Source organism: Sphingomonas sp. LM7 (assembly GCF_002002925.1).
Taxonomy (GTDB): domain Bacteria; phylum Pseudomonadota; class Alphaproteobacteria; order Sphingomonadales; family Sphingomonadaceae; genus Sphingomonas.
Map to the genome: position 1 here is coordinate 555,084 of NZ_CP019511.1, position 15,823 is coordinate 570,906.

General features: G+C 67.0%; 12 protein-coding genes. 9 read left to right on the forward strand and 3 right to left on the reverse strand.

Annotated features, from left to right (window positions below):
- Window positions 1–47 precede the first annotated feature (47 nt).
- Both BXU08_RS02665 and BXU08_RS02670 read right to left on the reverse strand, forming a co-directional pair.
- Entirely contained in the window at window positions 48–1,394 is a 1,347-nt protein-coding gene (locus BXU08_RS02665; RefSeq protein ID WP_077508547.1) for an FAD/NAD(P)-binding protein, read from the reverse strand.
- Between the two features lie 161 nt (window positions 1,395–1,555).
- Window positions 1,556–1,822: a DUF6356 family protein gene (locus BXU08_RS02670; RefSeq protein ID WP_077511934.1), complete on the reverse strand. Its 267-nt coding sequence runs from the start codon at window positions 1,820–1,822 to the stop codon at window positions 1,556–1,558.
- Between the two features lie 105 nt (window positions 1,823–1,927).
- Here BXU08_RS02670 and BXU08_RS02675 point away from each other — a divergent pair, with 105 nt between their 5' ends.
- From BXU08_RS02675 to cobA, 9 genes are all read left to right on the forward strand, one after another.
- Complete coding sequence (locus tag BXU08_RS02675; protein ID WP_077508549.1) at window positions 1,928–3,601, forward strand: MFS transporter; 1,674 nt, start codon at window positions 1,928–1,930, stop codon at window positions 3,599–3,601.
- 53 nt (window positions 3,602–3,654) lie between these two features.
- The gene (locus tag BXU08_RS02680; protein WP_077508551.1) at window positions 3,655–4,236 is read left to right on the forward strand and encodes an ANTAR domain-containing response regulator; all 582 of its coding nucleotides are present in this window, start codon (window positions 3,655–3,657) and stop codon (window positions 4,234–4,236) included.
- Window positions 4,233–5,438: a CmpA/NrtA family ABC transporter substrate-binding protein gene (locus tag BXU08_RS02685; RefSeq protein ID WP_077508553.1), complete on the forward strand. Its 1,206-nt coding sequence runs from the start codon at window positions 4,233–4,235 to the stop codon at window positions 5,436–5,438. Before BXU08_RS02680 ends, BXU08_RS02685 begins: the two co-directional genes overlap by 4 nt.
- A 226-nt stretch (window positions 5,439–5,664) precedes the next feature.
- Window positions 5,665–6,921, forward strand: a complete 1,257-nt coding sequence (locus BXU08_RS02690) for a NarK/NasA family nitrate transporter (protein ID WP_077511936.1) — start codon at window positions 5,665–5,667, stop codon at window positions 6,919–6,921.
- Between the two features lie 47 nt (window positions 6,922–6,968).
- Window positions 6,969–8,168: an alginate export family protein gene (locus BXU08_RS02695; protein WP_077508555.1), complete on the forward strand. Its 1,200-nt coding sequence runs from the start codon at window positions 6,969–6,971 to the stop codon at window positions 8,166–8,168.
- 225 nt (window positions 8,169–8,393) lie between these two features.
- On the forward strand, window positions 8,394–10,892 hold the full coding sequence (nirB, locus tag BXU08_RS02700; RefSeq protein WP_077511938.1) for a nitrite reductase large subunit NirB: 2,499 nt from the start codon (window positions 8,394–8,396) through the stop codon (window positions 10,890–10,892).
- Entirely contained in the window at window positions 10,889–11,227 is a 339-nt protein-coding gene (gene nirD, locus BXU08_RS02705; RefSeq protein WP_171982394.1) for a nitrite reductase small subunit NirD, read from the forward strand. Before nirB ends, nirD begins: the two co-directional genes overlap by 4 nt.
- Window positions 11,227–13,815, forward strand: a complete 2,589-nt coding sequence (locus BXU08_RS02710) for a nitrate reductase (protein WP_253190481.1) — start codon at window positions 11,227–11,229, stop codon at window positions 13,813–13,815. Before nirD ends, BXU08_RS02710 begins: the two co-directional genes overlap by 1 nt.
- Window positions 13,808–14,587 carry a uroporphyrinogen-III C-methyltransferase gene (gene cobA, locus BXU08_RS02715; RefSeq protein ID WP_150125390.1) on the forward strand — a complete coding sequence of 260 codons (780 nt, stop codon included), beginning with the start codon at window positions 13,808–13,810 and terminating at the stop codon, window positions 14,585–14,587. Before BXU08_RS02710 ends, cobA begins: the two co-directional genes overlap by 8 nt.
- Here cobA and argJ read toward each other — a convergent pair.
- Window positions 14,575–15,801 carry a bifunctional glutamate N-acetyltransferase/amino-acid acetyltransferase ArgJ gene (gene argJ / locus BXU08_RS02720; protein ID WP_077508561.1) on the reverse strand — a complete coding sequence of 409 codons (1,227 nt, stop codon included), beginning with the start codon at window positions 15,799–15,801 and terminating at the stop codon, window positions 14,575–14,577. The genes cobA and argJ overlap by 13 nt on opposite strands.
- Between the last annotated feature and the right edge of the window lie 22 nt (window positions 15,802–15,823).

A 15,823-nucleotide genomic window follows, 5' to 3' on the forward strand; every position in this document is an offset into this window, starting at 1 on the left:
CGCAGAACACATAGTGTCAATTGATACTAACTCTGCCCGACGCGACGCTAGAGCCCTTCGCCGCCGACCCAGTGCGCGTTGGAGAGACGGCGGGCGACGTTCCAGGTCTGTGTCCGGATGTCGGGTACGGCGACGATCTCCCAGAAGGCGCCGCGCGTCATCGGGCCAAGCGCATAGAGATCGGCATTGGGCTGGCCGTTCGCGTCGATGGTCTGGCCCTGATTGTCGACGTCGATCCCGAGATGTGCGGCATCGGGGCGGATCAGCCCGCGTGCCGCCAGCTTCTGAAGCAAAGGCTCCTGGGTGCGGGCGAGATCGCCGAGCGGGCCGGTGCAGTTGACGATGCGCTGGGCGAGCAGCGTCTCGCCTGTGTCGGCGCCGCGGCGGCGGAAGCGGACTTCGATGCCATAGGGGCGTTCGGCGACGTCCATTGTCTTGCCGGCGATCACGTCGAGCTGGCCGCGCTCGATCACTGCCATCAGCCGTGCATGGACCTCCGGCGCGAGGCGGTGCCGATGGACGTCCCACCATGGGCGCAAATGGCGCAGGAAGCGGGCGCGTTCGGCTTCGCTGGCATTGCCCCACATCGCCTGGGTGAAGGGGCGGAGCTCATCGACGGCGTTGCGCCAGCCGATCGAATCACCGCGCGTGCGGACGCTTTGAAGCAGGCGCGAGGCGGCAGTGGTGGGGCGCTCGTCGATCTTCTGCCAGTCGCTGCCGGGTCCGTGCGGGCGGGGGAGCAACCCGCGGCGCGACAGCGCGACGATCTTGCCGCGAAAGCCGCGTGCGTCGAGCAGCAGCACGACGTCGATCATGGTGAGGCCGGTGCCGATCACCAGAACGGTATCGTCCGGTCCCAAATTCTCCGGAACCGACGTGTCCCAGGGATCGCCCTTGTAGCGCATCGCGGAGAGCCTGGCGGGATCCAGGCCGGGCGGATCGTGCGGCGGCAAATTGCCGACCGCGAGCACTGCGGCATCGGCGCGGAGCGTGGCGTTGCGCAGCTGGACCTTCACACTGCCGTTGAGCTCGACATCCTGAACTTCGTCGCGAAGGAGCGTGAGGCGGCCGCTGGGATCCTTGAGCGCTGCTTCGAGCAATTCGCGGAGATATTCGCCATAAGTGACGCGCGGGATGAAGGCAGTCGGCGCATCCTGCACGCCGCGCGCTTCGAGCCAACGGACAAAGTGCGAAGGATCGTCCGGGAACGCGCTCATGTTGCCGGCGCGGACGTTGAGCACATGGCTGGGATGCGCGGCGCCATAAGCGAGGCCGGTGCCCGCCACCGGCGCGCGTTCGATCAGCGTGGCGCGCGGGCCTTCGTGGCGGAGCAGGTTGATCGCCTGAAGCGTGCCCGAAAAGCCTGCGCCGATGATGGCGACATGTTCGATCAACTAAAATTCCTCCCTCGCGAAGCGGGGGAGGTGGCATGCAAAGCATGACGGAGGGCGCGCCTCCGCAAGCGCGTCGAGCGTGGCGAGGCCCCCTCCGTCGCGCTGCACGCGCCACCTCCCCCGCTCCGCGAGGGAGGAAAAGACAACGTCCCCTGCATTAGTCAGATTTCGTATTCGATCTGCCATTCGGGCTGCTGGAACGCCGGGCGCTCCTGCGAGAAGGCCGGCTGGCGCGCCTTCATCTGGCCGTAGAGCCGCTTGACCGTGTCGCTCGCCGTGCGGGCGAACAGGTTCGGCAGCACCGCATGCACCAGGCAGGCGGCGCCCCCGACGATCATGGTGATACCAAAGCGCGACGCGGTGGCGGCGTGCTCGCCATAGCTCTCGCCGACGCTGCGGGGGTGAGAGAGGAAGAAACGGTCGATCATGCCGAGTTGCTTAGTGCGCTTGTCGCGCGCTGTGAAGTACAAGGGGTTTGCACTCGCGCCGTGTTGCCGTCAGGTAGCGATAACGTGAATAAGGGGGAGCGATTCATGGCCGAGACTGCGGGGACACCCGAGCACCACCAGGCGACGCAGAACGAGAAGCTGGTGATCGCGGCCTCGTCGCTCGGCACCGTTTTCGAATGGTATGATTTCTATCTCTACGGCCTGCTCGCGACGATCATCTCGGCCAAGTTTTTCTCCGGCGTCAACGAGACGACCGGCTTCATCTTCGCGCTCGCCGCCTTTGCCGCGGGCTTTGCGGTGCGACCGTTCGGCGCGCTCGTCTTCGGGCGGATCGGCGACCTCGTCGGCCGCAAGAACACCTTCCTAGTCACCATGGCGATCATGGGCCTGTCGACCTTCGCGGTCGGGCTGTTGCCGAGCTATGCGAGCATCGGCGTGACTGCGCCGGTGATCCTGATCGTGCTGCGGCTGGCACAGGGCCTGGCGCTGGGCGGCGAATATGGCGGTGCCGCGACCTATGTCGCCGAGCACGCCCCCAACAACAAGCGCGGGCTCTACACCAGCTGGATCCAGACCACGGCGACGATGGGGCTGTTCGCGGCATTGCTGGTGGTGATCGGCACGCGCTGGATCATCGGCGAGGCGGCGTTCGGCGACTGGGGCTGGCGCGTGCCGTTCCTCGTCTCGATCGTACTGCTCGGCGTCTCGATGTGGATCCGGCTCCAGCTCAACGAGAGCCCGGTGTTCCAGAAGATGAAGGACGAGGGCACCACGTCCAAGGCGCCGCTGACCGAGGCGTTCGGACGGTGGAGCAACCTGCGGCTAGTGCTGATCGCGCTGTTCGGCGCTGTCGTCGGGCAGGCCGTGGTCTGGTATACCGGGCAATTCTACGCGCTGTTCTTCCTCGAGAAGACGCTCAAGGTGGATGGCTGGACGACCAACATCCTGATTGCGATCGCGCTGGCGATCGGCACGCCGTTCTTCGTGTTCTTCGGTTGGCTCTCCGACAAGATCGGGCGCAAGCCGATCATCCTTGCCGGCTGCGCGATTGCGGCGGCGAGCTATTTCCCGCTGTTCGGGATGCTCACCGAAGCGGCGAACCCGGCGCTGGCGCATGCCCAGCGCACCTCCCCGATCAGCGTCACCGCCGATCCCGCCGAATGCTCGTTCCAGTTCGATCCGATCGGCAAGAACAAGTTCAACGGCTCCAGCTGCGACATCGCCAAGACGTTCCTCGCCAAGCAAGGCGTCGCCTATCGCAATATCGAGGCGCCGGCGGGGACGACCGCCGTGGTGCAGATCGGATCGCAGCAGGTGCCCGCCTATGATCCGCGCAAGGAAGTGCTGCGCGAGGACGCCGTTGCGACGATCGGCATCGCCGATTTCGAGGATGCGGCAAAGGCGGCGCTGGCGGGGGCGGGCTATCCCGCCAAGGCCGATCCGGATGCGATCAACAAGCCGATGGTCGTGGCGGTGCTGACTGCGCTCGTCCTGCTGGTGACGATGGTCTACGGCCCGATCGCGGCGCTGCTGGTCGAGCTGTTCCCCAGCCGCATCCGCTACACATCGATGTCGCTGCCCTATCATATCGGCAATGGCTGGTTCGGCGGGTTCCTGCCGGCGACGGCGTTCGCGATGGTCGCAGCTACCGGGGACATCTATTACGGGCTCTGGTATCCGGTGGTCGCCGCTCTGGTAACGCTGGTGCTGGGGCTTTTCCTGCTCCCCGAAACCTACAAGCGATCGATCGACGATTGACCGGCGGCGTCGCGGGCCTGCATTAGGCTCGCGGCTCCTGGGGGAACGGATCCTTGCGGATCGTGATCGTCGACGACAGCGGATTGCGCGCGACCGTGCTCGAGGAGGGGCTGCGGGACGCGGGCTATGACGACATCCACGTCGTGCCGCCACAGGGTGCGTTCGTTGCCAAGATCGAGCGGATGGCGCCCGACGTGGTGCTGATGGACCTGGGCAGCCCGAGCCGCGACACGCTGGAGGAGATGCTGGCGGTCAGCCGCGCGCTGGCCCGGCCGATCGCGATGTTCGTCGACCAGTCCGACGATGCGATGATAGGCGCGGCGATCGATGCGGGGATCTCGGCCTATGTCGTCGATGGGCTGCGCAAGGACCGGGTCAAGCCGATCCTGGATCTCGCCATCCGCCGGTTCAATGCCTTTGCTCGGATGCAGGCCGAGCTGGACGAGGCGCGCACCGCGCTTGCCGACCGCAAGACGATCGACAGGGCCAAGGCGATATTGATGCAGACCCGCGGACTCGCCGAACCCGATGCCTATGCGCTGCTGCGCTCGACGGCGATGCGCCAGAACAGGCGCATCGCCGATGTCGCCGATGCGCTGATCACCGCCCAAAGCCTGCTCGGGGGGCAGCCATGATTCCGCTTTCGATTGCCTTCCTGCCGCTGACCGACAGCGCACCCCTGGTCGTTGCCCGCGCAAAGGGCTTTGCCGAGGCGCAGGGAATCGACCTCGAGCTGGTGCGGACCACGTCCTGGGCAACGCTGCGCGACCGGCTGGTCTATGGCCAGGTGCAGGCGGCGCACATGCTGGCGCCATTGGCGATCGCCGTGAATCTGGGGCTCAGCCAGCATCCGGCGGCGATCTCGGCGCCGTTCAAGCTCAACGTCAACGGCAATGCGCTGGTGATGGCGAGTGAATTCGCGCTGGCGCTCGATCCCGATCCGGCCAGGCGCGTGCAGGATCCCGAGGCGGCGGCGCACGACTTCGCCAACGCGATCGGGCTCTACAAGCGCAAGCCGGTGATCGGCGTGGTCCACCGCTTCTCCAGCCACGCGCTGATGCTGCGCTATTGGCTGGGTTATGCGGGCGTCGATCCCGACCGCGACGTCAGCCTGCGCGTGCTGCCGCCGTCGTTCATGGTCGAAGCGCTGCGGCTCGGCGAGATCGACGGGTTCATCGCCGGCGAGCCGTGGAACAGCGTCGCGGTGGCCGAAGGGGTGGGCGAGATCGTCGCGGTGGGAGTCAATATCTGGCGGCGCGGCGTCGAGAAGGTGCTGGCGATGCGGACCGACTGGATGGAGGCCAATGCCGGGACGGTCGATCGATTGCTGGTGGCGATGTCGCAGGCGGCGGCGTGGTGCGACGATCCAGCCAATCGCGCGGAACTGGCGGGCTTGCTCGAACGGCCTGAATATGTCGGCCAGCCTGCAGAATGGATCGGGACGGCGCTGAGCGGCAAGTTCGTGCTGCGCCGCGGCGACGCCCCGGTCGATATACCAGATTTCCTGCTGTTCCACCGCGAGGCTTCGGGCTTTCCGTGGCGGAGCCAGGCGCTGTGGATCTATTCGCAGCTGGTGCGCTGGGGGATGGTCGAGGCCGATCCCGTGACCGAGCGCCGGGCCGCCGATGTGTTCCGGCCCGATATCTACCGCCGCGCGTTGGGCGGGGCAGGGCTGCCGATGCCTGGGGCAAGCATGAAGCTGGAGGGGGCGCTGGCTGCGCCGTTGCCGGTCGGCGCGCATCAGGGAGCATTGACGCTGGGGCCGGATCGCTTCTTCGACGGGACGGTGTTCGATCCCGAGGACCTTCCGGCCTATCTCGCTGCGCTTACCCGCTAGGCGCGGGTAAGTTTTTTGCACTTGCGAAAAGAATCGAATTGAGGAAGCTTTAGGGCCAACGCGCGATGAAGCGCGTCCATGGAGGGCACCCCAGCGCCGGGGCGGTCCTTCTCACACATTATCAGCAAAGCCGCTGTCCGGTCCCTGCATGTGCATGAGGCCGGAGGCGGCTTTTTTCGTGCCTAAATGGCAACGGGGAGTTCGGGCGATGAAGATTGCGGAACTGATGCGCGAAGGCTTCGACTATGCGGGCGGCGGCGCCGATGTGGACCGCCTTCCGGCACGGCCGAAAGCAACCTTCTGGCAATCGGGGCACACGCCGACGCTGGTCGCGGCGTTTCTCTATTTCGATCTGGCGTTCATGGTCTGGGTGCTGCTCGGGCCGCTGGCGCCGGACATCGCCAAGACGCTGCAGCTGACCGCGGCGCAGAAGGGGCTGATGGTAGCGACACCGACGCTTGCCGGGGCGCTGCTGCGCGTCGTCAACGGGCTGCTGGTCGATCGGATCGGGCCCAAGCGCTCGGGCGCGATCAGCCAGATCATTGTGATCGCCGGGCTGTTCACAGCGTGGGCGATGGGCGTGAACAGCTTCGCCGGCACGCTGGCGCTGGGGGTGATCCTTGGCTTTGCCGGGGCGAGCTTCGCGATCGCATTGCCGCTGGCCAGCCGCTGGTATCCGCCCGAGCATCAGGGCAAGGCGATGGGGCTTGCGGGCATGGGCAATTCTGGGACGGTGCTCGCCGCGTTGTTCGCGCCGGCATTGGCCAAGCTGTTCGGATGGAACGCAGTGCTCGGGCTCGCCTGCATTCCGCTGGCGATCGTGTTCGTCGCGTACATGCTGATGGCGAAGGACGCGCCCAATGCGCCTGCGCCCAAGAAGCTGACGGCCTATTTCCAACCGCTCAAGCTGCCAGACGCGTGGTGGCTGATGGGCTTTTACGCCGTCACCTTCGGCGGGTTCGTCGGGCTGGCGGCGTCGCTGCCGATCTATTTCACCGACCGGTTCGAGCTGAGCACGATCACGGCGGGCTATTGCACGGCGGCCTGCGTGTTCGCGGGATCGCTGGTGCGACCGCTCGGTGGGGCGCTGGCCGACCGGATCGGCGGCGTGAAGGCGCTGTCGGTGGTGTTCGTCGTCGCGGCACTCGCGCTGGCGGGCGTCAGCGCGGCGCAAAGCGTGGCGAGCGCACTTACCCTGTTCGTGCTGGCGATGCTTGCGCTGGGCACCGGCAATGGTGCGGTGTTTCAGCTTGTGCCGCAGCGTTTCCAGGCTGAGATCGGAGTGATGACCGGGCTGGTCGGCATGGCCGGCGGAGTCGGCGGGTTCTACCTCGCTTCTTCGCTGGGCGTCGCCAAGCAGTTGACAGGGAGCTTCTCGGCGGGGTTCCTGATCTTCGCGGGGCTGGCGCTGGTGGCGCTGGCCGGGTTGCGGCTGGTCGAGGGGCGCTGGCGGGCGACCTGGACGAGCGGCGCGCGGATCTGAGCGGGCAGGGGGCAGGGGCTACGGCACCGCCCAGCAGGGGGGACGACATGCGATCTATGCTATTGGCGGGCGCCGCACTGGCAACCGCGGCGCCAGCCTGCGCGCAGGAAATCAAGCCCCTTGCCGAGGCGCGGGTCCGCTACGAGCATGTCGAGCAGGACGGGCTGGCGCAGGACGCCGAGGCGGTGACGATACGCGTCCGCACGGGCGTGCAGGCGTCGGCCGGACACTGGACTGCGCTGGTCGAGGCACAGGGCAACATGGCGGTGGTCGGCGACTATTATGACGGGCTGCACGGCGCCGCGACGCGGCCGCTGATCTCGGACCCGGAGAATATCGCGCTGTATCGCGCGCAAATTCAGTACAGGAGCAAGGCGGTGGTGGTGACCGCGGGGCGCCAGCGGATCGCGCTCGACGACGAGCGGTTCGTGGGGACGTCGCCGTTCCGGCAAAATGCGCAGACCTTCGACGCGGTGCGCTTCGAGCTGATGCCGTTGAAGGGGCTCAAGGCGGACCTGACCTATGCCTGGAGCGTGCGGACGATCTGGGGCGTCGAGGGCAACGGCGCGCGGCAGGCTTCGGTCGGCGGCGACAATGTCTTCGCGACTTTGGGCTACGCGACGCCTGTCGGGACGCTCACCGGTTTCGCGATCCTTGTCGATCAGGACGAGGCGGCGGTGCAGGGGTATCGGCTGTCCAACCAGAGCTATGGCGCGCGGCTTGCCGGCAGCCAGCCGCTCTCGCGCACCGTGAAGCTGACCTATGCCGGGAGCTACGCGCGGCAGAGCGACTATCACCGCAATCCCAATCACTATTCTGCTAGTTATTATCAGCTCGACGCCGGGCTCGACGTTGCGCCGTGGCGGATCGGTGCGACCTATGAAGTGCTCGGCGCTTCGGATGGCAGGCCGTTCACTTCGTTCCAGTTCCCGGTGGGCACGGCATTTCGCTATCAGGGCAATGCGGGCAAGTTCTCGCCCGACCCACCCGACGGCGTCCGCGACCTGTTCGGTACGGTCGGGTTCGGCCGGTCCAAGGCTGGACCGTTCAGGGCAGTCACCTTGCAGGCCCAGTATCACCATTTCGAGAGCGATCGGCTGGTGCGGCATTATGGCGACGAAATCGACCTGATCGCCAGCGGCAAGCTGGGGCGGACAACCGTGGCGCTGCGCTATGCCGATTATCACGCGGATCGCTTCGCGACCGATACGCAGAAGCTATGGCTGCAGCTCGATTGGACGCTTTGATGCTGCAGTGCAAAATTCGCACTTGATCAAGCCGCGGCGAATCAGCATCATGGCTGCGATCGGGCAAGGTCGCCCGAACGAGACATAGCCGCCGCTCCCAAGGACGGGAATCGGAGGCGCATCGACCGGCAATCGCCGGTCAGGGTGAATGGCAAGGCCGCCATGCAGGCGTCGGATCTCTCCGATGACCTGCATGGCGGCCTTTTTTGCGTTGGAGCGAAGCAGATGAACTTCCAACCTGGCACGATCGGCGAAGGCGCGGCGGCAGCCGATCCGCGACCGCATCTGGTAGTGGTCGGCAACGGCATGGCGGGGTGCCGCGCCGTCGAGGAACTGCTGGCGCGCGATCCGCACCGGTATCGCGTGACGATCTTCGGCGCCGAGTCACATGTGAACTACAACCGGATCATGCTCTCGCCGGTGCTCGCGGGGGAGAAGACCTTCGACGAGATCGTGATCAACGATGCCGCCTGGTATCGCGACAACCAGATCGAGCTGGTCTCCAGCGACCCGGTGATTGCGATCAACCGTGCGGGCAGAACCGTCACGTCGCGCAGCGGCCGGACGCTCGGCTATGACAAGCTGCTGATCGCCACCGGCTCGGACCCCTTCATCATCCCGGTGCCGGGTAAGGATCTGCCGGGAGTGATCAGCTTCCGCGACATGAACGACGTCGATGCGATGCTCGCCGCGGCGGGCAAGGGCGGCGATGCCGTGGTGATCGGCGGCGGGTTGCTCGGGCTCGAGGCCGCGCACGGTCTGACCTTGCGCGGCATGAAGGTCACCGTGCTCCACCTGATGCCGACGCTGATGGAGCGGCAGCTCGACGAGGCGGCGGGATGGCTGCTCAAATCGGCTCTCGAAGCACGAGGCCAGACGATCCTGACGGGCGCCGACACCGCCGAGATCCTCGGCACGGACGCAGTCGAGGGTGTCAGGCTCAAGGACGGCAGCGTGATCCCTGCGAGCCTCGTGGTGATGGCAGTGGGCATCCGCCCCAGCACCGCGCTCGCCCGCGAGGCCGGGCTGGCGGTTGGCCGCGGCATCCAGGTCGACGACCATATGGTCACCAGCGACGCCGATGTGCTCGCGGTCGGCGAGTGCGTCGAGCATGCCGGACAAGTCTACGGCCTGGTCGCGCCGCTGTGGGAGATGTGCCGCGCGCTTGCCGACGGATTGGTCGAGAAGCATAGCGGCTATACGGGCTCGGTCACTTCGACCAAGCTCAAGGTCTCCGGGATCGACGTGTTCTCGGCGGGCGATTTCTCGGGCGGCGACGGCGCCGAGGACATCGTCCTGCGCGACGCCAGCCGCGGAGTCTACAAGCGCGTGGTGGTCAAGGACGACCGTATCGTCGGCGCCGTGCTCTATGGCGATACCGGGGACGGCGGCTGGTATTTCGACTTGCTCAAACGCCAGGAGGACGTGTCGCAGCTGCGCGACATGCTGATCTTCGGTCAGGCCTTCGCCCAGGGAGGGGGCGCCGCGGACCCTAAGGCGGCCGTTGCGGCGCTCTCGGACGATGCCGAGATTTGCGGCTGCAACGGCGTAACCAAGGGGCAAGTGGTCGGTTGCATCGAGAAGGGCGCGTGCAGCCTCGACGCGGTCCGCGCAGGCTGCAAGGCCTCGGCAAGCTGTGGCTCGTGCACCGGGCTGGTCGAGAACCTCCTCGCGGTCACGCTCGGCGACGCGGTGCAGGCGGGGCCCAAGACGATGTGTAGATGCACCAGCTTCGGGCATGACGATATTCGCCGCGAGATCGTGGCGCAAGGCATGCGCTCGATCCCCGAAGTGATGCAGATGCTGCATTGGAGCACGCCCGACGGGTGTTCGAGCTGCCGCCCGGCGCTCAATTACTATCTGCTCTGCGCGCTGCCCGGCGATTATGTCGACGACCAGCAGAGCCGCTTCGTCAATGAGCGCATGCACGCCAACATCCAGAAGGACGGCACCTATTCGGTGGTCCCGCGGATGTGGGGCGGGCTGACCAACCCGACCGAGCTGCGCGCGATCGCCGACGTGGTCGAGAAGTTCAACGCGCCGATGGTCAAGGTCACCGGCGGCCAGCGGCTCGATATCTTCGGGATCCGGAAAGAGGATCTGCCCGCGGTTTGGGCCGATCTTAACGCGGCGGGAATGGTCTCGGGGCACGCCTATGGCAAGTCGCTGCGCACGGTGAAGACGTGCGTCGGCTCGGAATGGTGCCGCTTCGGCACGCAGGATTCGACCGGGCTGGGGGTCAAGCTCGAACGCGGCTTCTGGGGCAGCTGGATGCCGCACAAGTTCAAGATGGCGGTGTCGGGATGCCCGCGGAACTGCGCCGAGGCGACAATCAAGGACTTTGGCGTGGTCTGCGTAGACTCGGGCTACGAACTCCATGTCGGCGGCAACGGCGGCATCCATGTCCGCGCGACCGATTTGCTGGTCAAGGTGACAACCGAGACGGAGGCGATGCATTATGCCGCCGCGTTCGTGCAGCTCTATCGCGAGGAAGCGCGCTATCTCGAGCGCACTGCGCCGTGGATCGAGCGCGTCGGGCTGCAGCACATCAAGGATCGCGTCGTCGAGGACGTCGAGGGCCGCGACGCGCTCGCCGCGCGCTTCTGGCATTCGCAGACCTTCAGCCAGGAAGACCCCTGGGCCGAGCGCGTCGCGGGCGCGGCGCGCGAACAGCACGCGCATATGGCCGCGTTCAAACCCCTCGCAGTGGAGGAGATGGCATGATCGGCGAATGGCTCGACATCGGCTGGCTGGGCGAAATCCCGGTCCGCGGCAGCCGCACCGTTCCGGTCGATGGTGGCGAGGAGATCGCGGTGTTCCGGACCGGCGACGACCAGGTGTTCGCACTGGTCAATCGCTGCCCGCACAAGGGCGGACCGCTGAGCCAGGGGATCGTCCATGGCCATAGCGTCGCGTGCCCGCTGCATAACTGGAACATCGCGCTGGCGACCGGGCAGGCGCAGGGCGACGACAAGGGATGCACGCCGGTGATCCCGGTGAAGGTGAGCGGCGGACGGGTACTGATCTGCCGGGCCGGTGTGCTGCAGGCTGCGGCCTAGTGACCGCAATCCGCACTACCTGCGCCTATTGCGGCGTCGGCTGCGGCATTCTTGCGACGCGCACAGGCGAACGCGCGGTCGAGATCAAGGGCGATCCCGAGCATCCTGCCAATCACGGCCGGCTCTGCTCGAAGGGCACGCATCTCGGCGAGACCGTGGGGCTCGAGGGGCGGCTGCTCCATCCGATGATCGGCAAGAAGCAGGCGAGCTGGGACAAAGCGCTTGATCTGGTGGCGAAGCGCTTCAAGCAGACGATCACAGAGCATGGCCCCGACAGCGTCGCATTCTATGTCTCCGGGCAGCTGCTCACCGAGGATTACTACGTCGCCAACAAGCTGATGAAGGGCTTCATCGGCTCAGCGAACGTCGATACCAATTCGCGGTTGTGCATGTCGAGCGCCGTCGCCGGGCACATACGCGCATTCGGCGAGGACGTGGTGCCCGCGAGCTATGACGATCTCGACGCGGCGGACCTGTTCATCCTGGTCGGATCGAACACGGCGTGGTGCCACCCAGTGGTATATCAGCGCATCCGTGCGCGCTGCGACGCCGGCGCCACGCTGGTCGTGATCGATCCGCGGCGTACCGAGACCGCCGACGAAGCCGACCTGCATCTGGCGATCAAGCCGGGCAGCGACGTCGCGCTGATGAACGGTCTGCTCGCGCATTGCCGGATCAATGGACTGATCGACGAGACCACCCTGGCCAGACACGTCAGCGTACCCGACGATTTCTGGGACAAGGTTGGAGAGGGGAGCGACCTGTGGTCGGTGGCCAAGGCGTGTGACGTGCCGCCCGCCGACCTCAGGCGCTTCTTCGAATTGTTCGCGGCGCATCCGCGCACCGTTACTCTGTTCAGCCAGGGGGTGAACCAGTCGCTGCGCGGCACCGATCAGGTCAATGCGATTATCAACGTCCACCTTGCCACAGGCCGGATCGGCAAGCCGGGCGCAGCGCCGTTCTCGATCACCGGCCAGCCCAATGCGATGGGCGGGCGCGAGGTCGGCGGGCTGGCTTCCACCTTGGCAGCGCATATGGACTTCGCGCCCGCGAATGTCGCGCGCGTCGGGCGGTTCTGGGCGGCGCCGAACATGGCGTGCAAGCCCGGGCTCAAGGCCGTGGATCTGTTTCGCGCAGTGGGCGAGGGGCGGATCAAGGCGCTGTGGGTCATGGCGACCAACCCCGCAGTATCGATGCCCGATGCCGGTCGCGTGCGCGAGGCCTTGGCGGCATGCCCGTTCGTAGTGGTGTCCGATGTGATCGCCGAGACCGATACGAGCAAGTTCGCGCATGTCCGGCTGCCCGCTGCGGCATGGGGCGAGAAGGACGGGACGGTCACCAATTCGGAGCGGCGGATCAGCCGCCAGCGCGCGGTGCTCGACTTGCCCGGCGAGGCGAAGCCGGATTGGTGGATCGTCAAGGAAGTCGGCGCGCGAATGGGGTGGCGGACCGCGTTTGCCTATGACCGGCCCGCCGACATCTTTCGCGAGCATGCCCGGCTCTCGACCTATCAGAACGATGGCGCGCGGCTGTTCGCGCTGCCGGGACAGGCGGCGATCGGCAATGCGGTCTATGACGCGCTTGCGCCGTTCCGCTGGGGCGGCGACGCGTTTGCCGAGGGCCGCTTCCCGACGCCCGATGGCAAGGCCCGGCTGGTGCCTGTGCGGCAGATGGCGTTGCAGGATCCGCTGCCCAAATGGCCGATGACGCTCAATACCGGGCGCTACCGCGATCATTGGCACACGATGACCCGCACCGGGCTCAGCCCGAAGCTGTCGCGGCATCGCGACGAGCCTTTGGTCGAAGTGCACCCCAAGGATGCTGCGGAACTGGGCCTCGCCGATCGCGGCCTGGCGCGCGTCTCGACGCCGCAGGGCGAGACTGTGTTCCGGGTGACGCTCAGCACCGGGCAACGGCGTGGCGAGTTGTTCGTGCCGATCCACTGGACCGACCAGCACTCGACCGGCGGACGCGCGGGATTGTTGCCGCGATCGCTGGTCGATCCCCATTCGGGGCAGCCGGGGTTCAAGTCCACGCCGGCCAGGATCGCCGCCGTCGCGGTGGCGTGGCGCGGTTTCCTGCTTGCCGCGGAGGAGGTGAAGCAACCCGATTGCCTGTGGGCGACGCGGGTGCGGGTGGCGGGTGGCGTGCTCTACGAGCTCGCCGGAGAGAGCGATCCGGCTCAGCTCGACGCGCTGCTGCCCAAGGGCGAACGGATCGAAGCTTCGGACCATGCGCGCGGATCGCGGCGCGTGGCCATCCTCAAGGACGGCAGACTCGCCGCGGCGCTGTTCGTCACGCGCGAGGGACTGTTGCCGTCGCGCGACTGGCTGATCGCGCAGATCGGCGAGGCCGCCAGCCCCGCGGTGCTGGCGGGCGCACCCCCAGGCGTGCGCGAGGATCGCGGGCCGATCGTGTGCCTGTGCTTCGATGTCGGGCTCAAGACGATCGTCAGTGCAGTCGCCTCGCAGCAATTGACCAGTGTCGAGGCGGTGGGCGCGGCGCTTTCGGCGGGAACCAATTGCGGCTCGTGCCGCCCGGCGATCCGCCGGCTGATCGAACAGAACCGGAGTGCGGCCAATGCATGAGATCGGCAGGGGCGACGTGTGGCTGGTGGGCGCGGGGCCGGGCGATCCCGACCTGCTGACGCGCAAGGCCGAGCGGCTGATGCGCACAGCGAGCGTGGTGTTCTACGACGCGCTGGTCGGCGAGGGTGTGCTCGCGCTGATCCCGGCGCATGTGCGCAAAGTGCCGGTCGGCAAGCGCTCGGGGCGCCATTCGAAGGACCAGCGTTCGATCAATGCGCTGCTCGTCGAAGCGGCATTGGCAGGCGAGCGGGTTGTGCGGTTGAAGGGCGGCGATCCGTCGATGTTCGCGCGCTCGATGGAGGAGGTCGCGGCGCTTGCCGCAGTGGGCGTTACTGCGCGGATCTGCCCGGGCGTCACCGCCGCCAGCGCCGCGGCCGCGTCGGCAGGCATCTCGCTGTCGCTGCGCGGGCTGGCGCGGCGGGTGCAGTTCGTCACCGCGCATGCCCGCGCCGGCGAGCCGCTCGATCTCGATTGGGCGGCGCTGGCCGATCCCGGCTGCACCACGGCATTCTACATGGGGCGCTCCGCCGCCGCGGACATCAGCCGCAACCTGATCGCGCACGGGCTCGATGCGAAGACGCCGGTGCTGGTCGCCTGCGATATCAGCCTCGCCAGCGAGCGCTGCCTGCGTACCCGGCTCGACCTGCTGCCGCTCGCGGTGCAGGCAGTTACCGAGGGCAAGCCGACGCTGATCCTCGTAGGCGAAGCGGTGCGGCAGGAGGATCTGCCGATTTCAGATACGCGCCAGCGGCTTCAGCATCAGCTCCGATAGTCGGCGTTGATCGAGATGTAGCCGTGGGTAAGATCGCAGGTCCACACCGTGGCGCGGCCTTCACCCAAGCCCAGATCCACGCCGATCTCTATCTCGCGGCCCTTGAGGTGCGCGGCGACTGGCGCTTCGTCATAGCCCTCGACAGCGAGGCCGGCTTGCGCGACCTGGGTGGTGCCAAAGCGGATCGCGAGCTTGTCGCGCTCGGCGGGCTCGCCGGCCTTGCCGACTGCCATGACGACGCGGCCCCAATTGGCGTCCTCGCCCGCGATCGCGGTCTTGACCAGCGGCGAATTGGCGATCGACATCGCGATGCGGTGCGCGCTGCGGTCGCTCTCGGCGCCCCCCACGGTAATCTCGATCAGCTTCTGCGCGCCTTCGCCGTCGCGGACCACGAGTAGCGCCAGCTGGTGGCATAGGTCGGCGAGGGCAGCGCGGAACGCATCGGCGCCGGCATCTTCGTCGTCGGTCAGCGGGGTATTGCCCGCCGTGCCGGTGGCGAACGCGAGGATCGTGTCGCTGGTCGAGGTGTCGCCATCGACGGTGATGCACGAGAAAGTCCGCGCATTGGCCTCGGCGAGCGCTTTCTGCAGGAACTCTGGCGCCACCGCAGCGTCGGTAAATACGAAGCCGAGCATCGTCGCCATGTCCGGCGCGATCATCCCCGAGCCCTTGATAATGCCGATCAGATTGACCGGGCGCCCGTCGATCACGGCGCTGGTCACCGCCGCCTTGGCGAAGGTATCGGTAGTCATGATCGTCGCTGCGGCGTCTTCCCAGCTGGCGGGCGCGGCTGCGAAGGCGGCGTCGAGCCCGGCCTCGGCCTTGTCGATCGGCAGCGGCACGCCGATCACCCCGGTCGAGGCGACGAACACGTCCGAGGGCTCGCAGCCGAGATGCGCGGCGGTGCGCGCGGCGATCGCCTCGACTGCGGCGCGGCCGCGATTGCCGGTGAAGGCGTTGGAATTGCCGGCATTGACCACCAGCGCGCGTGCGCGACCCAACACTAGCGCCTTGCGGCACCATTCGACTTCGGGCGACGGGCATTTGCTGTTGGTGAGCACGCCGGCGACGCTGGTGTCCGCATCGAGCGTGACGAAGGTCAGGTCGCAGCGGTCCCACGCCTTGTAGCGCGCGCGGGCGACCCGCGGCGTGACGCCGGCGATCACGGGCAGCGCGGGGAAGGGGAGCGCGAGCGGGGAGGGTTCGGTGGACATGAAACAGCCTGCTGATAGGGTG